Origin of the sequence: Microcoleus sp. B4-C1 (assembly GCF_036705285.1) — a bacterium.
In the GTDB taxonomy this organism is placed as follows: Bacteria; Cyanobacteriota; Cyanobacteriia; order Cyanobacteriales; family Microcoleaceae; genus Microcoleus.
In genome coordinates, this window is the sequence record NZ_JAUBUC010000006.1 from 70,975 (window position 1) to 90,887 (window position 19,913).

22 protein-coding genes are annotated in these 19,913 nt (G+C 46.5%); 16 read left to right on the plus strand and 6 right to left on the minus strand.

Annotated elements, in window-relative coordinates:
• The first annotated feature begins 32 nt into the window (after window positions 1–32).
• The gene (locus QUB26_RS03970) at window positions 33–1,157 is read left to right on the plus strand and encodes a THUMP domain-containing protein (protein WP_333238904.1); all 1,125 of its coding nucleotides are present in this window, start codon (window positions 33–35) and stop codon (window positions 1,155–1,157) included.
• A 278-nt stretch (window positions 1,158–1,435) separates the two neighbouring features.
• Here QUB26_RS03970 and hpxZ read toward each other — a convergent pair whose 3' ends face one another.
• From hpxZ to QUB26_RS03985, 3 genes are all read right to left on the minus strand, one after another.
• On the minus strand, window positions 1,436–1,822 hold the full coding sequence (hpxZ, locus tag QUB26_RS03975) for an oxalurate catabolism protein HpxZ (protein WP_333238906.1): 387 nt from the start codon (window positions 1,820–1,822) through the stop codon (window positions 1,436–1,438).
• A 245-nt stretch (window positions 1,823–2,067) separates the two neighbouring features.
• Entirely contained in the window at window positions 2,068–2,487 is a 420-nt protein-coding gene (locus tag QUB26_RS03980) for a peptidylprolyl isomerase (protein WP_333024554.1), read from the minus strand.
• Window positions 2,488–2,723: 236 nt separating this feature from the next.
• The gene (locus QUB26_RS03985; RefSeq protein ID WP_333238908.1) at window positions 2,724–3,593 is read right to left on the minus strand and encodes a prohibitin family protein; all 870 of its coding nucleotides are present in this window, start codon (window positions 3,591–3,593) and stop codon (window positions 2,724–2,726) included.
• A gap of 128 nt (window positions 3,594–3,721) precedes the next feature.
• Between QUB26_RS03985 and QUB26_RS03990 the strand changes: the two genes are divergently transcribed.
• Window positions 3,722–4,516: an RNA ligase family protein gene (locus QUB26_RS03990; RefSeq protein ID WP_333238910.1), complete on the plus strand. Its 795-nt coding sequence runs from the start codon at window positions 3,722–3,724 to the stop codon at window positions 4,514–4,516.
• 266 nt (window positions 4,517–4,782) lie between these two features.
• The gene (locus QUB26_RS03995) at window positions 4,783–5,937 is read left to right on the plus strand and encodes an AAA family ATPase (protein ID WP_333316870.1); all 1,155 of its coding nucleotides are present in this window, start codon (window positions 4,783–4,785) and stop codon (window positions 5,935–5,937) included.
• Window positions 5,938–6,023: 86 nt separating this feature from the next.
• Here QUB26_RS03995 and QUB26_RS04000 read toward each other — a convergent pair whose 3' ends face one another.
• Together QUB26_RS04000 and QUB26_RS04005 are read right to left on the minus strand one after the other, a co-directional pair.
• Window positions 6,024–6,233 carry an acetyltransferase gene (locus tag QUB26_RS04000; RefSeq protein ID WP_333057082.1) on the minus strand — a complete coding sequence of 70 codons (210 nt, stop codon included), beginning with the start codon at window positions 6,231–6,233 and terminating at the stop codon, window positions 6,024–6,026.
• A gap of 27 nt (window positions 6,234–6,260) precedes the next feature.
• Window positions 6,261–7,427, minus strand: a complete 1,167-nt coding sequence (locus QUB26_RS04005; protein ID WP_333238914.1) for a zinc-dependent alcohol dehydrogenase — start codon at window positions 7,425–7,427, stop codon at window positions 6,261–6,263.
• Window positions 7,428–8,113: 686 nt separating this feature from the next.
• Here QUB26_RS04005 and mutS point away from each other — a divergent pair.
• Window positions 8,114–10,741, plus strand: a complete 2,628-nt coding sequence (gene mutS, locus QUB26_RS04010) for a DNA mismatch repair protein MutS (RefSeq protein ID WP_333239055.1) — start codon at window positions 8,114–8,116, stop codon at window positions 10,739–10,741.
• A 562-nt stretch (window positions 10,742–11,303) separates the two neighbouring features.
• Here the strand turns inward: mutS and QUB26_RS04015 are convergent.
• A complete protein-coding gene (locus tag QUB26_RS04015) occupies window positions 11,304–11,450 on the minus strand; it encodes a hypothetical protein (RefSeq protein ID WP_333316872.1) in 147 nt (48 codons plus the stop codon).
• Between QUB26_RS04015 and QUB26_RS04020 the strand changes: the two genes are divergently transcribed.
• The 12 genes from QUB26_RS04020 to QUB26_RS04075 all read left to right on the plus strand — a co-directional run bounded on the left by QUB26_RS04020 (window position 11,449) and on the right by QUB26_RS04075 (window position 19,860).
• A complete protein-coding gene (locus QUB26_RS04020) occupies window positions 11,449–12,693 on the plus strand; it encodes a tyrosine-type recombinase/integrase (RefSeq protein ID WP_333316874.1) in 1,245 nt (414 codons plus the stop codon). The genes QUB26_RS04015 and QUB26_RS04020 overlap by 2 nt on opposite strands.
• Window positions 12,694–12,887: 194 nt before the next feature.
• Complete coding sequence (locus QUB26_RS04025; protein WP_333316876.1) at window positions 12,888–13,262, plus strand: hypothetical protein; 375 nt, start codon at window positions 12,888–12,890, stop codon at window positions 13,260–13,262.
• Window positions 13,255–13,740 (plus strand): hypothetical protein, encoded by a 486-nt coding sequence (locus QUB26_RS04030; protein WP_333316878.1) that lies wholly within the window; start codon window positions 13,255–13,257, stop codon window positions 13,738–13,740. The genes QUB26_RS04025 and QUB26_RS04030 overlap by 8 nt, the downstream gene beginning before the upstream one ends.
• Window positions 13,737–14,246, plus strand: a complete 510-nt coding sequence (locus QUB26_RS04035) for a hypothetical protein (RefSeq protein ID WP_333316880.1) — start codon at window positions 13,737–13,739, stop codon at window positions 14,244–14,246. The genes QUB26_RS04030 and QUB26_RS04035 overlap by 4 nt, the downstream gene beginning before the upstream one ends.
• A complete protein-coding gene (locus QUB26_RS04040; RefSeq protein ID WP_333238927.1) occupies window positions 14,247–14,510 on the plus strand; it encodes a hypothetical protein in 264 nt (87 codons plus the stop codon).
• A complete protein-coding gene (locus tag QUB26_RS04045; RefSeq protein ID WP_333238929.1) occupies window positions 14,501–15,046 on the plus strand; it encodes a hypothetical protein in 546 nt (181 codons plus the stop codon). The genes QUB26_RS04040 and QUB26_RS04045 overlap by 10 nt, the downstream gene beginning before the upstream one ends.
• A complete protein-coding gene (locus QUB26_RS04050; RefSeq protein ID WP_333238931.1) occupies window positions 15,039–15,311 on the plus strand; it encodes a hypothetical protein in 273 nt (90 codons plus the stop codon). Before QUB26_RS04045 ends, QUB26_RS04050 begins: the two co-directional genes overlap by 8 nt.
• 154 nt (window positions 15,312–15,465) lie before the next feature.
• Window positions 15,466–15,672: a hypothetical protein gene (locus QUB26_RS04055; protein ID WP_333238933.1), complete on the plus strand. Its 207-nt coding sequence runs from the start codon at window positions 15,466–15,468 to the stop codon at window positions 15,670–15,672.
• A 46-nt stretch (window positions 15,673–15,718) separates the two neighbouring features.
• The gene (locus QUB26_RS04060) at window positions 15,719–16,204 is read left to right on the plus strand and encodes a hypothetical protein (protein WP_333238935.1); all 486 of its coding nucleotides are present in this window, start codon (window positions 15,719–15,721) and stop codon (window positions 16,202–16,204) included.
• A gap of 135 nt (window positions 16,205–16,339) precedes the next feature.
• Window positions 16,340–19,090 carry a DUF5906 domain-containing protein gene (locus tag QUB26_RS04065; RefSeq protein WP_333316883.1) on the plus strand — a complete coding sequence of 917 codons (2,751 nt, stop codon included), beginning with the start codon at window positions 16,340–16,342 and terminating at the stop codon, window positions 19,088–19,090.
• Between the two features lie 141 nt (window positions 19,091–19,231).
• Window positions 19,232–19,561 carry a hypothetical protein gene (locus tag QUB26_RS04070; protein WP_333316885.1) on the plus strand — a complete coding sequence of 110 codons (330 nt, stop codon included), beginning with the start codon at window positions 19,232–19,234 and terminating at the stop codon, window positions 19,559–19,561.
• A 32-nt stretch (window positions 19,562–19,593) separates the two neighbouring features.
• Window positions 19,594–19,860: a flagellar alpha dynein gene (locus QUB26_RS04075; RefSeq protein ID WP_333316887.1), complete on the plus strand. Its 267-nt coding sequence runs from the start codon at window positions 19,594–19,596 to the stop codon at window positions 19,858–19,860.
• Window positions 19,861–19,913 lie beyond the last annotated feature (53 nt).

A 19,913-nucleotide genomic window follows, 5' to 3' on the forward strand; every position in this document is an offset into this window, starting at 1 on the left:
GATAAAAACCAATTCCCAATTACCAATTCTCAATGAATCAATATTTTGCTACAGTTGCGCGCGGTTTAGAAAGTATTGCCGCCCAAGAATTAGAACGTTTGGGGGCCCAGGATGTCCAGCCAGATTTTACTGGGGTTTACTTTGCGGGCGATCGCGCTTTATTGTACCGCGTCAATCTTTGGTCTAGAACAATTTTTCGAGTGCTAATGCCGATCGCCGAATTCCGGTGTTACAACTCGGATATGCTCTACCGCGAAGTGCAGAAAATCCCCTGGGACGAATACTTATATCCCGAAAATACTTTAGCAGTAAACTGCACCGGCGGCAACGAAAAGTTGAACCACACTCACTTTACAGCTTTGCAGGTCAAAAATGCGATCGCCGACCAACAGCGCCTTCAATTTAACAAGCGTTCTAATGTCGATGTAGAGCATCCCGATTTGCAAATTAACCTTCACATTCATCAAGATAGAGCTATTTTAAGTTTAGACAGTTCTGGCGGCAGTTTGCACCGCCGGGGATATCGACCGGCGATGGGGCTTGCTCCCCTCAAAGAAACCCTAGCGGCGGCTTTGTTGGAGATGGCAGAATGGACGCCAGATTTGCCGTTTTTAGACCCGATGTGCGGTTCTGGAACTTTGCCTTTGGAAGCGACTTTAAAGGGCTTGAATATTGCACCGGGATTGTTTAGAGAAAAGTTTGGATTTATGAGTTGGCGCGATTTTGACGAACCTTTGTGGGATAAATTGTGGGCCGAAGCTGAAAATAGTGAGTTACCGGAACTGAAAGAGGTGATTGCAGGGTGCGATCGCGATTCCGATATGTTAACTCAAGCTCGCACGAACGCGCAGCAAGCCGGTATTTCCGGTAAGATTCAGTTTGCTCAAACCGAATTATCTCAGTTGGAAGCACCCGCAGACAGAGGCGTTCTGATTTGCAATCCTCCCTACGGAGAGCGCCTGGGAGATGCTAGCGAATTAGGAGATTTGTACAAGATGTTGGGGGATATTTTCAAGAATCGTTTTAAAGGTTGGAATGCGTTTATTTTGACAGGAAATAAAGAGTTGGGTAAAAAGGTGGGACTCAGGACATCGCGGCGTATTCCGGTTTTTAATGGATCGATTCCGTGTACTTTGCTCAAATATGAGCTGTATTAGGGAAGGGGAGTGACCAAAAAGAAGAGGTACTAATAGTAAAGGAAAAAAAGAATATATGCCGAATTACATGGCTCAACAATAATCAAATTAAAATAGTAATTTTACATTTGAATATATTGTTTTCTTACCTGGAATATCCTGTCAGGTAAATTAACCACAATAGTTGTAGTGGCGGGTTTCACAAACAATCTGTAATTCACATCCATAATATCTATAAACCCGCCCAGCCCGATCGACAGAATTTCATTACGGGAAATTCAACGGAAATGACATAACATCTACACCGGCAACAAAGAAACGTGAGCGGAAACAATCTTCCACCCTTGAGGAAACTTCCGCCACATCTGACTCTGCCGCCCCAGTCGCACCACTCCATCCATTACACGGCGAAATTCCAGCGTCACAGCCGCCGTGTCTGCATCGAAAGTCACGACTTTGAGGTTGAACATTTCTCGATCGACATTTACAGGCGATCGCCCTTTGCGAAAAGCCCTCACCTCATCGCTCCCGTACAGGTTCTCCGTCACCCCAAACCGCACGACTTCCGGCGCATCCCAGAACAAATTATCGAGAGTTTCAATATCATTCGTACAAAGAGCTTTTTCGTATTTTAAATATAGTTCAGTTAACTCAGCCACCACAGCAGAATCATTGATAACAGTCATTCGATTTTAGATTTTAGATTTTAGATTTTAGATTTTAGATTTTAGATTGACACCACGGATAAATCCGGGGGCTTGAGGATGCAAGGATTTTGGATTTTGGATTGATTCCACAGATAAATCCGGGGGCTTGTACCATCAAGAAATTATTGGTCATAAATTGTAGATTTTAAAACTCTTAACTTTCACAAGTTGTGTTTGCACTAAGGAATAAAGTCCTTATTGCAAACACAACTAATTACTGGAAATTAATGCTCAATTTTCAGCGAGATAATCTTGTCACCTTGGCGGATAGCATTGACGACAGACATATCCTCAGTTTTGCCAAAAGTTGTGTGAACTCCATCTAGATGAGACTGGGGAGAATGGCAAATAAAGAATTGGCTGCCACCCGTATCGCGGCCTGCGTGAGCCATCGATAAAGTTCCTGCCAAATGTTTGTTGGAGTTGATTTCGCACTTGATTTTGTAGCCGGGGCCGCCCGTTCCATTGCCTTTTGGACAGCCACCTTGAATCATAAAGTTAGGAATGACTCGGTGAAAAGCCAATCCATCGTAAAAACCTTTTTCCGCCAAGTCAACAAAATTCTTCACTGTGTTAGGCGCATCCGCATCGAACAATTCCAAATTGATTGTGCCTTTGTCGGTTTCCATAATAGCGCGGGTCATGATTTCTCCTGGCTTCCTAAAATGAGTGTGTTGCCTGCGTGTTAATTGCGGACTTCGCTTTTATAACGACAGGTTTCAAACTGTCGTTATATTGTGGCTTTCAGAAGTGTAGCATATTCCCGCAACTCTCATAGGACTTATGTGCGCTTTCTGAGGAAACCCGGTTTATTGCGATATTTCTGGTTAGCAAAGCCAATATTTTCGGAGACACCGAGTTTGTTACCCTCTGTCATATTTTAATTGTTGGTCACTTGCGGGCGATCGGGTTCTTCCTGAATATCGTTCATATTAAAAATGAAAGGAACCCGACTCGAACCTGCGCCCATCACCAGCACTTTTGGCATCTGAGCGCCGCCGCTTCTCCAAGCTTCGATCGCCTCTTTTTGCAGCACTAAATCGCCGCCTTGAGCCTTCAAAGTTTCAGCCAAAAGTCTTTGAGCTTCCGCCCTACCTTGAGCGCGGTTAATGTCAGCTTGAGCCTGTTGTTCTGCTTCTTGAGCCACATAAACAGCCCTTTGCGCCCGCTGTTCAGCAACCTGTTTCTCCTCAACCGCTTTCGCAAAATCTGTGGAGAATCGAATATTAACAACGCTCGTATCGAGTACGATTACATCATACTTTGATAGCCTTTCCTTCAGCGCAGTATCAAAGTCTCGCTTCAGTTCACTTCTTTGAGTAATAGATTGTTCGGCGGTTCTCAGTGCAGCGGCTGTTTTAAATGCTTCTTGCGTCTGAGGAGCAATTATTTTTGAGACTATATTCTCCAATGTTCCTTGAGTCCTTCGGACATCAACTATTCTCGCAGGATCGAGGCGAAAGTTAATCGCAAAACTAGCATTTAAATCCTGAAGGTCTTTAGTAGCACTCTGGGCGGGAACTTCAAATTTTTGCACTGTTACATCGTACACATCTACCTTGGAGATCAGCGGGGGTCTGAGGTGAAACCCCTCTAACAATGCTCCATCTGTGGCTTTTCCTAAAACGCTAACCACCCCTGCTTCGCCTGGATTGATGACGACAAAAGAGTTTAATCCGAGGAGTAGAGCGCCTACTAATAGAATTCCTGCGAGTGCTGATGATATGCTCTGGAAACTTTGACTTTTCAAAATACACGCTCCTTTGTGATAATTTCATTATAATGGTTAAATAGATTCGGTTGCCTCTAAAGTCTAAAATATAAAATTAAAATCTAAAATGGATGGGGTTGCCTCTCAAATCTAAAATGGATTGGCTGATGAGCAAAATTGTTAAATATCCTAGAACTTATCACATCGAAGGTTCGCGTTTGCAACCGGGTGATGAAGACCTCGACAGCGTGCCATTTAGCGTTTTGAGCGATCGCCCTGTAATTATAGAAGAAAAGGTAGACGGCGCTAATACAGGCATCAGCTTCGCACCAGACGGGCAAATGCTGCTGCAAAGTCGCGGCCACTATCTCACCGGTGGGCCGAGGGAAAAACATTTTAACTTATTCAAACAGTGGGCTTTCAGTCTCAGCGGTGTGCTGGGAGAAGTGCTGGGAACTCGCTACATTCTTTACGGCGAATGGCTTTATGCGAAACACACTGTTTTTTATGATTTTTTGCCGCACTATTTTATGGAATACGACGTGCTGGACTTAGAAACAAATCAATTTTTGAGTACAGAATCCCGCCGCAAGTTGTTAAGCGGACTGCCGTTAGTGTCAGTTCCCGTGCTGTTTTCGGGAGTGCTGAAATCGCCCAAGCAAATGATGCAGTTTCTGGAAAAATCTAATTTTATTCAGCCGGGACATTTGGATCGGTTGCGTTTATACTGCCGGGAATTGGGATTAGATGAAGAACGATGTTTGAAAGAGACTGACAAGAGTGATCGCATGGAGGGGCTGTACCTTAAAGTCGAAGAAGATGGCATAGTAAAGGCGCGTTACAAATACGTGCGTGCCAGCTTTTTAACGGCTATTAAGAATGCGGAAGGACATTGGCTCAATCGCCCTATTATACCCAATATTCTGCGTCCCGGCGCAGATTTATTTAATTTTAGTTTGTAAACTGATATCTTGCACCATTGTCAAGAACGGGCAAGATGCCCGTTCCACAAAGAATGAATTTTCTTGTGGAACAGGCATCTTGCCTGTTCCTAAACAAGTAATTGAGAATGGTGCAAAATGTGAGTAAAGTAAAAACTGCCGACCATTGGCGTCAAATTTCCACGCTCTTTCCCGAAGTCCGGCAGGGGTTTAAACCCCTGACTCAAAGCTAAAGTCCTCTTCAATAGGACTGATGAGTTGTTCAGTCAGATCCAACAAGTAAAGTTATGAATGCACTGTTATCGCCCTCGGCAACTTGGACTTTTCCCTTTTGTCCCGAACCGCCCGATTGGTTCCTGGATTGGGACAGCATTCAAAATCATTTCGATTGGATTCAAAACTTAAAAGGATGTCAGCAAGACCCGATTTATCACGCCGAAGGAGACGTTTTAATTCATACCAAAATGGTCTGCGAAGCATTAATATCTTCCCCAAATTGGCGGCAATTACCCGTGCAAGAACGATCGATACTTTTTGCGGCCGCTTTGCTGCACGATGTCGCCAAACCAACCTTTACAAAAATCGAAGCCGATGGCAGAATTAGCTCAAAAGGTCACGCCCGCCAAGGTGCGAGAATGGTTAGACAAATTTTATCTCAATTCGAGCCGCCTGTGCAGTTTGAGATTCGGGAAACCGTGGTGGCGATCGTCCAATTCGGCAGTTTACCCATCTGGCTGATCGACAAACCCAACCCGCAGCAGTCTGTAATTAAAGTGAGTCAAGTTGTCCGCTGCGATTTCCTCGCACTTTTAGCCGAAGCAGACGTGCGCGGCCGCCACTGCGCCGACAAACAAGAATTACTCGATAAAATAGAACTATTTCGGGAGTTTTGTCAAGAAAATAATTGTTTGGATTCTCCCCGACAATTCCCCTCAGCACACAGCCGATTTATCTACTTCCGCAAAGAGAACGGAAACCCGGATTACGAAGCATTTGACGACACTAAATGCGAAGTAATTTTGATGTCGGGCTTGCCAGGAAGCGGTAAAGATTATTGGATTCGGAAAAATCTCCCAGATTTGCCAGTAATCTCGCTGGATGCACTGCGAAAAGAGATGAATGTCCCTCCAGACGAAACCCCAGGAAATGTGGTGACAGCCGCCAAACAAAGAGCGCGCGAATACATGAATGAGGGGCGTTCTTTTGTGTGGAACGCCACGAATACAACTAAACAAATGCGGCAGCAATTAATTAATTTTTTTGCTGCTTATCAAGCGCGAGTTCGCATTGTTTATCTAGAAGTACCTGTAGAAGAAATATTGCAGCGGAATCGATCGCGCACAGCAACACTACCGCAAGCAGTCATTCGCAAATTAGCTGCGCGGCTGGATATTCCAGACATCACAGAAGCCCATCAAGTCGAGTGGATCGTTAACAATTAATCTCCCTTTTTACCTCAAACTGTTAGAGCCCCGACTTCTTAAAGAAGTCGGGGTTCTGGATATTAGGTTTGGGGTTTCCCTTGATATCAATGAGTTTGATAATTTTCCTCAGTCCAGCAGCGCGGCAGATTTTCACCGGAAGGAAAGACTAAATTACTTTTTGGAAAAGTTGCTTTCTCTTGCTCTTCTTGACCAGCTTGATTTTTTCCCGACACTTCTTGTTTTGTAGGGCTGATTAAAGCATCTACATCGAGGATTTCAATCAAGTCGCCTGATTCTTTTTCTTGTAAAAGCATAGTTTCTCCTTGAAGGGTAAATGCGAGTTAGGGTTTGAGGACAACTTTGATGCAGTTGTCTTTTTTGTTTTTGAAAATCTCGTAAGCGTGGGGCGCTTCATCCAATTTCATTCGGTGCGTAATTACGAATGACGGGTCAATTTCGCCTTTTTGAACGCGATCGAGCAAAGGCCGCAAATAGCGGTGAACGTGCGTTTGTCCCATTTTCAGGGTCAAGCCTTTGTTGAAAGCTGCACCTAAAGGCACTTTGTCAACGAAGCCGCCGTAAACGCCGGGAATTGACACTGTACCCCCCTTGCGACAGGCGAGGATCACTTGTCGCAGGGCCGTAGGTCGATCGCTCTCTAACCGCACGGCTTGCTTGGCTTTGTCGTACAAAGCGTCGAGACCGGTGCCGTGGGCTTCCATTCCCACCGCGTCGATGCAAGAGTCGGGCCCGCGTCCCCCCGTCATTTCGGTGACGGCTTCCCCGGCGTCCATTTCTTCATAATTGATGATTTCAGCTTTGGCCGCGGCCGCCATTTGCAAGCGTTCCGGTACGCGGTCGATCGCAATTACTCGATCGGCCCCCAGCATAAACGCGCTTCTGATCGCAAACTGTCCGACCGGCCCGCATCCCCAAACAGCTACTGTATCCCCCGGCTGAATATCGCAGTTTTCGGCCGCCATGTAACCGGTAGGAAAGATATCGGTGAGGAACAATACTTGTTCGTCAGAAAGTCCGTCGGGAATTTTTAAAGGGCCAACATCTGCAAACGGAACTCGCGCGTATTCTGCTTGACCGCCTGCATAACCGCCTGTTAAATGCGAGTAGCCAAAAAGTCCAGCGGGGGAATGACCGAACATTTTTTCAGCCAGCCCAGCATTGGGGTTGGAGTTGTCGCACAGCGACCACAAATCGCGGTTGCAAAAGAAGCAACTGCCGCAAGAAATAGTAAAAGGAATCACGACGCGATCGCCCTTTTTTAAGTTCTTGACTTCGCTGCCGAGTTCGACTACTTCCCCCATGAATTCGTGCCCCATGATATCGCCCGATTGCATTGTCGGGATGAAGCCATTGTAGAGGTGCAAATCAGAGCCGCAGATTGCTGTAGACGTGATTTTAACTATCGCATCGCGCGGATTGATAATTGCTGGGTCTGGTACATTATCAACTCGCACATCATTTGCTCCGTGCCAGCAAAGAGCTTTCATTATTTTTTTTCCTCTATTTAACTACTAGCTAGCAGATTTTTGATTCTAAATCTTACCTTTACTAAGCCGATAAATTACTCGCTTCGATGTTTTTAATTCTAAGCATATAAAATATTTTATCTCTCTATCCGAGGTATAATTTAAAAATCTATCTTTCGGCTGTTTTAAATAACAAAAATGTAAAGTTTATGCCCCTAAAATGCGGAAACTTTGACCTTATTGTGTTAACGCCCAACCTTTATAGCAAGCACGCTCGACGGTTAAGACGTTCCTAATTGCTGAAATCATTGCGGAAGATTGCTTCTTCTTTCTTTTTACGGTGAGCGAACTTGAAAGGCTTTCAACATCTGCTATAACAGTTAATAAGGAGATGGATGAGTTTGCTTTTGTGACTCGCCGATCCCTATCCTCTCACAATAGATAAAATATCCGCCCTAAGTCTCACTGTAGCGGCTGCTTGGACTCACATTAGATAAGTAGCGACATAAAAATTCTCAACTAAAAGCAAGTTTATCGATTATTAAGTAGGGTGCGTGACTTTTGTATAGCTCAACACTCTTCACCAATATTGACAATCACGCACCCTGCTTAAGGAGGATTAATCGTCAAATATTGTATATTAGTTATAGCTAAAAGCCGAGCTTGCGCTAAAGTTGTTAAAGATTAAAATTTATCGATCGCCTTTTATGCCTTACACTGCATCTACCCCAACAGACCCCAATCAACCCAACATCCGCAATGCCGACCACCGCCTACTAGAATTCACCAAGCTAACTCCGATGATGCAGCGGTATGTGGAAGTGAAAGAACAGTATCCCCATGCACTTTTATTGTTTCGAGTCGGAGATTTCTTTGAGTGTTTTTTCCAAGATGCAGTTACGATTTCGCGCGAATTAGAACTTGTTTGTACTAGCAAAGAAAGCGGCAAAGAAATCGGCAGAGTGCCGATGACAGGAGTGCCGCACCACGCCCTCGATCGCTACACTTCAATGTTAGTAGAAAAAGGCTATGCTGTGGTAGTTTGCGACCAAGTAGAAGATGCTTCGATTGCAGCCAAAGAAGGCCGCCAAGTGAAGCGAGAAATTACCCGCATTCTCACTCCCGGAACTTTGACTGATGACGGAATGCTCAAACCCCGACAAAATAATTTTTTAGCAGCAGTCGTCATCGCTGGAGAACATTGGGGATTGGCTTATACAGATATTTCTACGGGAGAATTCGTCACTACCCAAGCAGACAGTTTAGAACAATTAACCCTAGAATTGCTGCGCTTGCAGCCTTCGGAAGTTTTGGTACCGACTAATGCGCCGGATTTGGTGACTATGTTGAGGCCCGGAGAGAAATCCGAGCATTTGCCCGATTGTTTGCCGAATTCGTTTTGCTATTCTTTGCGATCGCAAATTCCGTTTAGTTTGTCCGAAGCAAAACAGAGAATCCTGCAAAAGTTCAAAGTGCGATCGCTCGAAGGTATGGGATGCGGCCACCTTTCCCTCGCAGTGCGCGCCGCCGGCGGTTTGCTGCAATATATCGAAGAAACTCAAAAGGAAAAAGCAGTTTCTTTGCAAAGATTGCACACTTACACTCTCACCGATTTTCTCATACTCGACTACCAAACCCGCCGCAATCTCGAAATTACTCAAACAGTGAGAGATGGGGTTTTTCACGGTTCGCTGCTGTGGGCTATAGACAAAACCAGCACCGCAATGGGAGGCCGCGCTTTGCGCCGCTGGGTGCTGCAACCTTTGCTCAACATTAAAGGCATTTGCGCCCGACACGACACGATTCAAGAATTAGTAGAAAATAACGCCCTGCGCCAAGATTTGCAGCAGTTGCTGCGCCAAATTTATGACATCGAAAGACTGACAGGCCGCGCCGGTTCTGGAACAGCTAGCGCGCGGGATTTGGTCGCTTTAGCTGATTCTCTGGGAAAACTGCCGGAATTAGCCTCGATCGCAGCCCAAGGGCGCTCGCCCTATTTGAAAGCGCTGCAAAATGTACCGCCAATTTTAGAAGAATTAGCAAGTAAAATTCACGCTCATTTAGTTGATGAACCGCCGATTCATTTAAAAGAAGGAGGTTTGATTCGATCGGGAATCAATCCTATGCTAGATGAAATGCGCCAAACTGCATCAGCAGACCAAGAATGGATTGCAAATTTAGAGGCAACTGAGAGAAAGCGCACCGGAATTTCTAATTTAAAAGTAGGCTACAATAAAGCTTTCGGCTATTACATCAGCATTACAAAATCGAAAGTAGACCAAGTGCCGAAGGACTACACCCGCAAGCAAACTCTCACCAATGAAGAACGTTATAGCACTGAAGAATTAAAAGAAAGGGAAGTGCGAATTCTGACAGCGCGGGAAGATTTAAATCAATTGGAATACGATATTTTTGCTAAAGTGCGATCGGAGGTAGGAGAACACGCCGAAATTATTCGCAACGTTTCCCGCGCCGTGGCGGCGGCGGATGTTTTGTGCGGTTTAGCAGAAGTAGCAGTTTACCAGAATTACTGCCGCCCGACTATGACAGAAAGCCGGGAAATTAAAATTATTGAAGGTTGTCATCCTGTGGTGGAAAAGTCTTTGCCGCCGGGATTTTTTGTACCTAATTCTGCTTTTTTGGGTCGGGAAGAATCGCTAAACCGCCCAGATTTAATTATTTTAACCGGCCCGAATGCTAGTGGCAAGAGTTGTTATTTGCGGCAGGTGGGTTTGATCCAGTTAATGGCGCAGATGGGCAGTTTTGTGCCGGCGAAAGCTGCGAGTTTGGGAATTTGCGATCGCATTTTTACCCGCGTCGGTGCAGTAGATGATTTGGCAACTGGTCAGTCTACGTTTATGGTAGAAATGAACGAAACTGCCAACATTCTCAATCACGCGACGCCGAAATCATTGGTTTTGTTAGATGAAATTGGCAGGGGAACGGCGACTTTTGACGGACTTTCGATTGCTTGGTCTGTGGCGGAATATTTAGCAACTGAGATTCGGGCGCGGACAATTTTTGCGACTCACTATCACGAGTTAAATGAGTTAGCTTCTATTTTGGATAATGTGGCAAATTATCAGGTGACAGTGAAAGAGTTGCCGGATCAAATCATATTTTTACACCAAGTTCAGCCGGGAGGCGCTGACAAATCTTACGGGATTGAAGCGGGGAGATTGGCCGGTTTGCCGCCGTCGGTGATTGACAGGGCGAGACAGGTGATGAAGCAGATTGAGAAACATAGCAAAATTGCGATCGGGCTACGGAAAGGTGTTAAAAAAGATGGTAAAAAAGAGTCGGAGGGCGAACAGTTGGATATTTTTGAGGATTGAAATTTTAGGTGGTAAAAAAATTGGTAGTAACTTCTATATTGCACCATTTTCAATAAGCCTTTCAGGGGCGGGATCTCCTGCCCAACCCCTACTCCCCACAATAAAATTCACTCTTTGTGGAACAGGCATCCTGCCTGTTCTTGAGCATGGTGCAATATCTCAGTTACTACTTTTACTACAAACCAGGAACTCTCCAGCAACTCTAACGCCCATTTTGCAATTTTCTTACCTCTTTGTGCACGCTCATCCCTATTTCCAGAGCCGGCCAACTTGCTCAATCAGTTAAAAGCGCGGCGTAAAAAGTCGAGGGCGGACTTGGCGGACATCAACGCTATTCTGGGGCTTCTAGCTGTAGAGTACGGCTCAAACCCAGTCTAGGTATGGATTGTATTCAATTTGTATTCAAACGAGGCTAATTGTCTCCAATTTGTATCCAATTTCTAGTCAACTAGACCCCCCGACAACCCAGAAAATCAGCAATAAAAAACCTCAAACCGTTGATTTATCGTTGGTTTGAGGTTTTTATAGAAGTAAGCGGGCAGCGGGAATCGAACCCGCATAGTTAGCTTGGAAGGCGGTAGGAGGGAATCCGTAAACCGCTTGTCCAATAAGGATTTCTAGCAAAATGTTTTTTGGCGTCTACTGTTACCGTAGTCAAATCGTAGTCAATTCGGTAAAATTGGTCGATCGAGTTTGAGTAAAAATACATGACTAAAACTCCTAAATCGGGCAGTAAAGCTTCTTACGGTTCTGTGGTGGTAGCAACTCGCGAGGGGAGACTGCGGTTACAACTGCCAAGACATTTGTACGGGGGAGAGCAAAAATACCTGTCTTTGGGGATGTCCGATACCCCTGAAAACTGGGAACTGGCAGAAGCTAAAGCACAGTTGATTGAATCCGACATCAAGTTTGAGCGGTTTGACCCCACACTCAAAAAGTACAAGTCACAGACTCACCTGACTGTTATTGAGACAGTCAAGCCTAAGCCGGAACTGACACTGACTCAGTTGTTCTCTAAATATTTGGAGTTCAAGAAGCCAACACTCAAGACAACAACATTCAATTACATGGTGACGGGCATCCAGAGCTATATTGACCGCTGTCCTTACCAGCCTCTGTCAGAGGACAGCGCTTTGCAGGTACGCGCTTGGTTGTTGGAGGATACGACTAACAGCATGACAAAGCGGGTTTTAACCCATCTAAATGCAGCGGTTAAGTGGGGGATTAAGTTCAAAATCGTGAAGGGTTTAACTGTCTCCCCGTTTGAAGGGATGTCGAAAGAATTGCCCAAGCACAACTGGGAAAGTGACCCGGAACCTAACGCGTTTGCAGCACAAGAAAAAGAGCTGGTATTGGAGGCTTTCAAGAATCACAGAGGGACTTGGAATGGGAGGGGAGAAACCGGGCAAAAGTTTTGTTTTTACTACCCGATGGTGCAGTTCTGGCTGCTGACTGGATGCCGTCCCTCGGAAGCTGTAGGATTGAGATGGTCTGACATTGCCCCTGACTTTTCTCACATTGTGTTCAACGGGAGTATACAGCACCCAAGTGGTAAGGAGACAAGGGTTGACGGTAGTAAAAACAACAAACGGCGTAAATTTCCTTGCAATCAAGAATTGGTTCAGTTGTTGAAAAGTATCAAGCCACAAAACCTGACTGACAAGGATAGGTTGGTTTTTCCATCACCTATCAAGGGCGGGGCGATTAACTACAACAATTTCAGTAAGCAGGTATGGCATAAATTGGTTGACCCGATTACTGAAAAAACCAGGCAAAATGAACAGGGTTCTAAGACTACTACGCCTTACTCTTGTCGGGATACTTTTATCAGCGAACAAGTTGGCAAGGGTGTACCGAGTGCGGTTGTTGCTAAATGGTGCGATACCTCGGAAAGGGTAATTAATGCTGTCTATTTAGATAGCAAGATTTTGGAGCATTTGCGTCCGCTTTGATACTGTTAGAATGTTGATTCTACAGGCAACTTTTGCAAAACAAAACTTTACAGTCCCGGTGTTGACAAGGGATTGTAAGTCTGCAATCGTGAGTAACTAAGGAAGATTGATGCGCGACTGACTAGCACTGGAAATGCTAATCAAGTCACGACTTCCCCAAACCGTTATCTCTCAACGTTTGGAGCCTATAAATTATGCCACTTTCAGCCGATTGTCCTAACGGACGATCGCAACTCTTAATGTTTCCCCGTCGCGAGTTATTGCAGAAAATCGCATCGGCCGCTTTGCTGTTTTTTGTGCCACGTTCTCGGTCAGGTTTTGAAAGCCCCAAAAAATATCCGGCCCCGAAATTCTGTATCGGCAACAAAGTCGCCGACCACTGGACTGATGAATTTAACCAGGACTTTATTGAGTACGGCGAAGTGCTTGGTATCTGCTGGCATCCTTACGAACAAGCTTGGGCTTACCTAATCAGTTGGACAAGTGGGGAGATGCCGGATTCTTCCTATCCCTGTTTTGACGAGCACTTGACTGTTGGCGGTGATTTGAGGCTTGTCAGTCATGACTAAACCCACTGTCAGCTACCGTCGCATTGACCAATTAAAGGAGATCGCCTATGACCGTGGCTTCACCAATGAGGATGCCAAGCAGTTCGGGAAGCTTTCTAAAACTGCTACGTGGGAAGCGCTGCTGGAACTGTACCTGGTTGACGGTGAATCGCTTGACACAGTGAATGTAGACACTGTAGACAGTTTGAGTGTAGACACTGTAGACACTGTAGACACAACACCCGAACCGTTTGACCCGCAAGCTGTAGACACTGTAGACACCCTCGACTGGACTAACGACGGTTCATTCCCTGTGTGCGGTTTCTCCCGCCAGAATTCCACTTTTTTGGACTGGGTTGATTTAGGGCAACTCATCGCACTCATACTCGCATCGACGGGAGTGTTTGTGCTGGCTATGTCTATGTGGCGACAAATCAATCCCCTGAATTTATTTCCCTCTCCTGTTCGCATCAACATTCAAATTGGGACAAAATTATGAGCTTACAACTGCGACTGTTTGGTGGTAATTCTGATACTGGAAAACTCACTACCAGCAATGACGGCGGACATACTATTGACAAATCAAAAGTTCTGGCAAGCACTGATGCAAGCGTCATCACACCGCTAAATCCTGGTAACTTTTCCAGCATCCGTAGTGTTCCAGTCGTGCCAGCACCGCGCTACTTTACCAAGGAAGAAGCGGACGCCATGAAGGATTTAGCAAAAGAGAAAACAGACGGTGCAAAACAGTCTAAACGCGCCTACGAAGCACTGGCAAAAGTTGAAGAAGCCGATGCTAAAGTTCACCGCCATCACCGCAAATATGAGGGTGTTGTGGCCGATAATGAACTGAGTAAAAAACGCTCAGACACTCGACTGGCTAAGCACTTGCACAGCTTGCGTCCTGGTTACGCGCGACTGGGCTTAGGGATTGATAAAGCTGAAAATGATGCCCGTGCTCGCATTGATGAAATTAAAGCCAAGTTGACGGGAGGGACTAACTAAATGAAAGCGATGTATCTGGCAAACTACTTTATTGCCGGATGCGTCGCTTTCTCCCTTTTAGGGTGGATAGCGAGTTTGCATCCGATGGCAATGAAAGCCGTCTCATTCTTGTTAGCAGCTATTGCGATTGCTTGGGGTTTGAGCTGGTTGCTTGACTACTCACTGAGCAAGTTGATGAAGATTTCAGTCACCGACTTACAAGCCTTGTTAATCGGCGGTTTAGCGATGTCGCTAATTGGTTTAGGGGTGTTTCTATGCAGCTAAAACTGTTTGTATTGAGTGCTTCCTCTGTCGTGCTGTGGTTGGTTCCCCTAGCAGCACTAGACAAAAAGCTAGACACTCACAAAGCGCTGCAAGGTATCAGTTTGTGTGCTGCAATTGCCTGTGCAGTGTCGGCGGGTAACATCGCCCGTCAATTAGCAGACGAGGGAGAGATTGAGGAATTGAAACTGAGGGCAATCAAGGCAGATGTAGAGGATGAAATCAGCACCAGCGTCTACGTTTCACAGCAACAAAGACAGCAGGAAGCCGAACTTATTCTGACAAGCCCTGGCGTTGATGTGGAAGCCTCACGGCAAGCGCTGGAAGCTATATATAGCAGTGACTTACAGGATACTGCTTCCCCTTCCAAGCATCCCGATTACCCTATATACTTGGAAGTTTGTAAGTCAAGGGAAGCGGGTAAGTCACCCACTTGGATTGTTGAGAATGTCCTCAAAATGGGAGGGCGTAAATTTTCCGAAGGCAAGGCAAAATTGCAAGATTTACTCAATCAGTTTGAGGGGGACAAGAATGACTAGACTACCAAACATCCCAACTACAGCAGCGTTAAGATTGACTGGCACTAAGTCAGAAATAGAGCTAGTATTGGCAGTTTTGCGAGGCAAGGATTTCTTCTGGAAAACTAACGGCAAGTTTTACCCGCAGCGGGGGGATGAGAGTCAGTACGCTTACTACCTCAATGACTTGCAATTGCCTCAACTGGGGGCGACAGTCCCGCCAATACCGGGGGAACCACAACCTAGACCGTGGGATGCGGTTTTGGGAGGTCAGGGCGATCGGTAGCGGTCAGGCAAAAAAGGGGGTGCAAAGGGCAAATGTCCGAAATTTCGGACGTTTCCCAGAACCCTCTCCTAGTCTGCGTTTCCCGCCAGAAAATCACTCGTCGATGTTATACATCGACGTGGTAGAGACCAGCTAACCAAATAACAGAGAAATTATGCCTACAGGAAAGCCCCAAGCCGGGATATTTTACAAAAGTGCGGCCACAGCCGTAGACCCGCCAAAATGTATCCCCATGAAAAAGTACACAGAGAAATATTTTGTTTCCCGCTTTCAGGTCAAGCGGCTATTAGCCAAAAAGCTACTATGTGCGGTGTGGTGTAAGCGACAACTCTTCATAGAGGATATTCCACCGCCGCTCTAGATCGAGTGACTCAAACACACCATTTCAAAGTGACAGGTAGAATGAAATGATGATTTTGCTAGTAGAAGACTTGAAGCAGGACAGACGGGTAGTACGATTTTTGTTTGGCGGCTCCAATGACGAGTCGCTGGCAACTCTTTGGGAACGTCAAAGGGAACTTTCGACAAAGCGGCCAGCTTTTTGGAAGTTGATCATGCAGGCTTCTAATAAAATCTTTCTGGAACAATTCAACGACACGCGATGCCTAGACAAGACTTATCGGTTTGTTGAAAGTCGAGTCAAACTTCTCCCAGAGCTTAGCCATTTACGCCGCCCAAGATTCTGCTCTATTAAAGAATATTGGGACGAAAACCCCGATACTTTTTTACGCTCCCTCAACAACCGGGTTGCGTTTCAAGAGTTTGTCGAGTGTTTGAGGCTCGATCGAGTAGAGCCTTCCTGCACGGGCCCGCCTAAAGGATTTGTGCCGCTTCCCGACGCTGAGATAGGTGGCTGTGCTCGCAATGACAGCTTAATCGCACCCGCAATCTAACTCGCGGGGCGGTCTCTCCTATGCTCTAAATTTTCAAAAACTATAAACACCAAAAAACCGCTGCTTTCAATTGAGACCTGAGCGCAACGGTTTTAGGTAATTCACTCATCCCTTAGAAAGACGAGACAAATCATCATGTCCCATAATATTAACTCGAATGACGGGCAAACTTCAAGCACCCGTGGAAATCTTGTTCGTGTAACCAAAGACAATCCTTGCCCGCACTGTGGCAAACCAGACTGGTGCTACTCGATCGGCGACCTCTCTGTCTGCAACCGCGACCAACCGCCCGCTACTGGTTGGGAAGCGACTGCGAAATCCGATCAAGATGGCCATTTTTACTACGCTCCCATCCAAGAAAAGAAAGCCATCCGTCCCGCAGGTACTCGCTACTGGGAATATCCTGCTCGCGACGGTTCCCCGCTTGCCAGGGTACGGCGGATTGATTTCGGCGACGGACGCAAGAAGGATATCAAGCAGCAGCACTGGGATAAAGATAAAAACGACTGGGTAACGGGACTGGGGAACGTTCAACGTGCGAGCATCCCCATTTATCGCTATGCCGATGTCCAAAAGGCGATCGCAAACGGCGACTACATTTTCATCGTTGACGGCGAGTCGTGTGCCGATGCTCTTTGGGCTTTAGGTTTGGCCGCTACCACCAGCATCGGCGGCGCTGGAAAATGGCGAATCACTGACACAAGCGATTTACAGGGCGCAAAAGTTGTTATTTGTCCTGACCGCGACGTACCAGGGATTGAGGATGCGGCCAAAATTTCCCAACACTTCCCAGAGGCTCAGTGGCTGTACTGTTACCCAGAATCCTGGGCCTGGAATAATCCTCAAAAGAGTCAGGGATTAGATGTCAAAGATTGGATTGACAGCGAAAAGCTCAGCGCTCAGGACATACTAAATTCTCTTACTTCTCACCCGCGCACGCGAGAAGAAGTAGTATGCCAGAAGTATGACAGTAGTAAGGACAACTACATCCCAGACATTGCACCGACTCCAGAGCAAAACTATATCCAGAAAGCTGTTGATGCGCTGTATTCTGGCGCGCCTTGGGTATCCATAGCAGGACAGCTTTTTGAGTTCACCGGGACTCATTACGAGCTGCGACCGGAAGTGACCGAGAAGCGACGCATCCTTGAGTGGTTGAGCACCTACTCTGAATTTGTGGGGGGGAAATATCGCTGCAACCGTGCCAACTCTGCCAGTTTCAAAGAGGTCTACACTTACATCCTTTCGGCTGTGGCAGTAGACCCCAACACCATCAATCCTGATGGGTTGAACACTACTAAAGGGGTGCTGAAAATTAACCCTGACGGTTCTCACTCGCTTGTTCCACATGACCCTAACCAGGTCTATACCTATGTTGGCTGCACGTATGACTCTGACATTGACGCGACGGACTGCGATCGCCTTTTAGAATGCTTGGAACCGTCGCAGCGTGAGGTATTTCTACGGACTGCTGCTGCTGCGTTGAATTTGAAGCTTGTCCGCTCCAAGCTGACGGGACGGGGTGTTAAAGGCTTGCTATGCCACGGTGAGGGGTCTAATGGTAAAGATACATTGCGAGCTGTGTTGGCCGCTGTATTCGGGCGGGGAATGACTAACAAATCGCTGTCGGATTTCAAGTCCTACGATAATGGCCGCAAGTTCAATTTGTCAGGTGTTCTAGGGGGTGTCTGCAACTGGGCCTCTGAGAACACGTCAAAAGTAAACCTAGACAACATCCAGAGCCTTAAGCAGTTCATTACTGGCGACCCGATTGATATTGAGCCCAAAGGTAAGGACAGTTACGAATACAAGCCTGTTGCTACCTTTTTTGCCAACTGCAACAAACTACCCTCTATCACCGGGGGGACGGCTGCAATTGATGACCGCTATGGCATCTTGAGTTTCAAGAAAACCTACAAGCGCAACGCTGACCCGTCTCAGGGTGAGTTAGAGGCTGACCCGCGTTTTAAGGATGACGATAACTTTATCCTTGAGCGGATTGCGCCGGCGATGCTTAACAAGATGTTGGAGCGGTTGCCACTGCTTTTGACTGAAGGGATTGACTATAAGGCGACCCGTGAAGCGATGCGGGAAGCTCAGGAAGAAAGTCGGCACTTGTGGCAGTTCGTGAGGGACTTGGGGTATGAAGCTGGTAAGGGCGATCGCGTTTACGCCAAGGACTTATGGAACGAGCTACAAGAGTGGTATCAAGAGGCGGGGATACTTGAGATTGAGTGGAACGAGAAAGGCAAGGAAAAATTAATCTGGAACGAGCTACCTAACCAGTGGGATAAGCCCGTGAAGGCTATAAACCAGTTGTACGCTCGACTTTGTGAGATTTTCCCCAAATTGGAGAAACATCGGCATACCGAGGCGCAATTAGAGGGGCAAATAATGGGAAGCGCGTACTACCTCGGCATCAAAAAACAAAAGTCTGAACAAAGTGAGAAATCATCCTCAGAATCCTCAGAATCCTGTTCTGCCGTCAAATCATCCTCAGAACTGCCTCAGAAAACGACTTTCTCTGAGGCAGTCTCTGAGGCAGTCTCTGAGGCAACAATCCTTACACAGAGAGCTTCTGAGGACTCTGAGGCAGTAAACCCAACTCTTTTGGACTTGTGCAATGGAATTGCAAAACTCTCCGACTCCGACAAGCAAAAACTGACAGAGTTACTCACAGGCGTCCCTTGTTCTGACCCTCTCAAGGCTTTCAGAGTCGGAGACAAAGTAGCTGGCAACAACCCCGAAGATTCTAGCTACAACTGGCACGGTCGCATCCTTGAGATTCACACCAGTATCAGTTGCAAAGTTGACTGGCAAGAGCGCGAAGGCAAGAAGGGCGGACGGGTAATCTCAATGCTCTTCTGTAACCTGCGGAAAATTTAGAGGCTCTGCCTGACAACTAACGGCTCAATCTCATCCCCCTTAATTGGGGGATTTTTGTGTCTACAAGTTTTGTCTACAATATGTTGACAGTGTAGACAGTTATCAATTATTGTAGACAAATACTGTATACAGGTGTCTACAATGAGTCAAAGTCAAGTCGTATCGTTCAGGGCTTCCGGTCACTTCCTGAACTGGATAGAAGCTCAGAGGCTAGATGGTGAGTCGGTAAGTCAAGCTGCACAACGCATTCTTAAGGAAGTGTCAGGTACGTCTACAGCAGTGTCTACAGTGTCTACAGCTAGCAGCGATATTGTGTCTACACCGTCTACAGATTTGTCTACACGAAACAATGATAGCGTCGTGTCTACAGATATTGTAGACATTGTAGACAAAGCTGTAAGTTCAAGTCTTGACCCCGTGATGGAGCGGATGGCCGCCATTGAGGAACGGCTGGGAAAATTGAGTGCCTGAGTGACGGCAACGATGAATCACTCAGGCAGGAATTGAAAGCGGCCAATAAGCAGCTTACAGAGTGGGATGCAGAACTGAATCAGTTGCACGAGCGCAATGGCGATTTGGGACTGAAGGTGCAGATGTTGGAGCAAGAACTCAAGGAAGCGCAGCGCGATCGGGAAACAAATAAAAAATCGGCTCCGACCGTCGCAGAATTTCCAGAGCCGGCCGACTTGCTCAACCAGTTGAAAGCGCGGCGTAAAAAGTCGAGGGCCGACTTGGCGGACGTTGAGGTGCTTCTGGGGTTACTTAGTTAGCTGACAGCTTGTTATGAGGGAACCCTGACTTACTACTGGAAGCGAGGCATTCT

Coding starts and splice junctions, on each gene's coding strand:
- QUB26_RS03970 (WP_333238904.1), top strand. CDS start 33: ATGAATCAATATTTTGCTACAGTTGCGCGCGGTTTAGAAAGTATTGCC.
- hpxZ (WP_333238906.1), bottom strand. CDS start 1,822: ATGACTGTTATCAATGATTCTGCTGTGGTGGCTGAGTTAACTGAACTA.
- QUB26_RS03980 (WP_333024554.1), bottom strand. CDS start 2,487: ATGACCCGCGCTATTATGGAAACCGACAAAGGCACAATCAATTTGGAA.
- QUB26_RS03990 (WP_333238910.1), top strand. CDS start 3,722: ATGAGCAAAATTGTTAAATATCCTAGAACTTATCACATCGAAGGTTCG.
- QUB26_RS03995 (WP_333316870.1), top strand. CDS start 4,783: ATGAATGCACTGTTATCGCCCTCGGCAACTTGGACTTTTCCCTTTTGT.
- QUB26_RS04000 (WP_333057082.1), bottom strand. CDS start 6,233: ATGCTTTTACAAGAAAAAGAATCAGGCGACTTGATTGAAATCCTCGAT.
- QUB26_RS04005 (WP_333238914.1), bottom strand. CDS start 7,427: ATGAAAGCTCTTTGCTGGCACGGAGCAAATGATGTGCGAGTTGATAAT.
- mutS (WP_333239055.1), top strand. CDS start 8,114: ATGCCTTACACTGCATCTACCCCAACAGACCCCAATCAACCCAACATC.
- QUB26_RS04020 (WP_333316874.1), top strand. CDS start 11,449: ATGACTAAAACTCCTAAATCGGGCAGTAAAGCTTCTTACGGTTCTGTG.
- QUB26_RS04015 (WP_333316872.1), bottom strand. CDS start 11,450: ATGTATTTTTACTCAAACTCGATCGACCAATTTTACCGAATTGACTAC.
- QUB26_RS04025 (WP_333316876.1), top strand. CDS start 12,888: ATGCCACTTTCAGCCGATTGTCCTAACGGACGATCGCAACTCTTAATG.
- QUB26_RS04030 (WP_333316878.1), top strand. CDS start 13,255: ATGACTAAACCCACTGTCAGCTACCGTCGCATTGACCAATTAAAGGAG.
- QUB26_RS04035 (WP_333316880.1), top strand. CDS start 13,737: ATGAGCTTACAACTGCGACTGTTTGGTGGTAATTCTGATACTGGAAAA.
- QUB26_RS04040 (WP_333238927.1), top strand. CDS start 14,247: ATGAAAGCGATGTATCTGGCAAACTACTTTATTGCCGGATGCGTCGCT.
- QUB26_RS04045 (WP_333238929.1), top strand. CDS start 14,501: ATGCAGCTAAAACTGTTTGTATTGAGTGCTTCCTCTGTCGTGCTGTGG.
- QUB26_RS04050 (WP_333238931.1), top strand. CDS start 15,039: ATGACTAGACTACCAAACATCCCAACTACAGCAGCGTTAAGATTGACT.
- QUB26_RS04055 (WP_333238933.1), top strand. CDS start 15,466: ATGCCTACAGGAAAGCCCCAAGCCGGGATATTTTACAAAAGTGCGGCC.
- QUB26_RS04060 (WP_333238935.1), top strand. CDS start 15,719: ATGATGATTTTGCTAGTAGAAGACTTGAAGCAGGACAGACGGGTAGTA.
- QUB26_RS04065 (WP_333316883.1), top strand. CDS start 16,340: ATGTCCCATAATATTAACTCGAATGACGGGCAAACTTCAAGCACCCGT.
- QUB26_RS04070 (WP_333316885.1), top strand. CDS start 19,232: ATGAGTCAAAGTCAAGTCGTATCGTTCAGGGCTTCCGGTCACTTCCTG.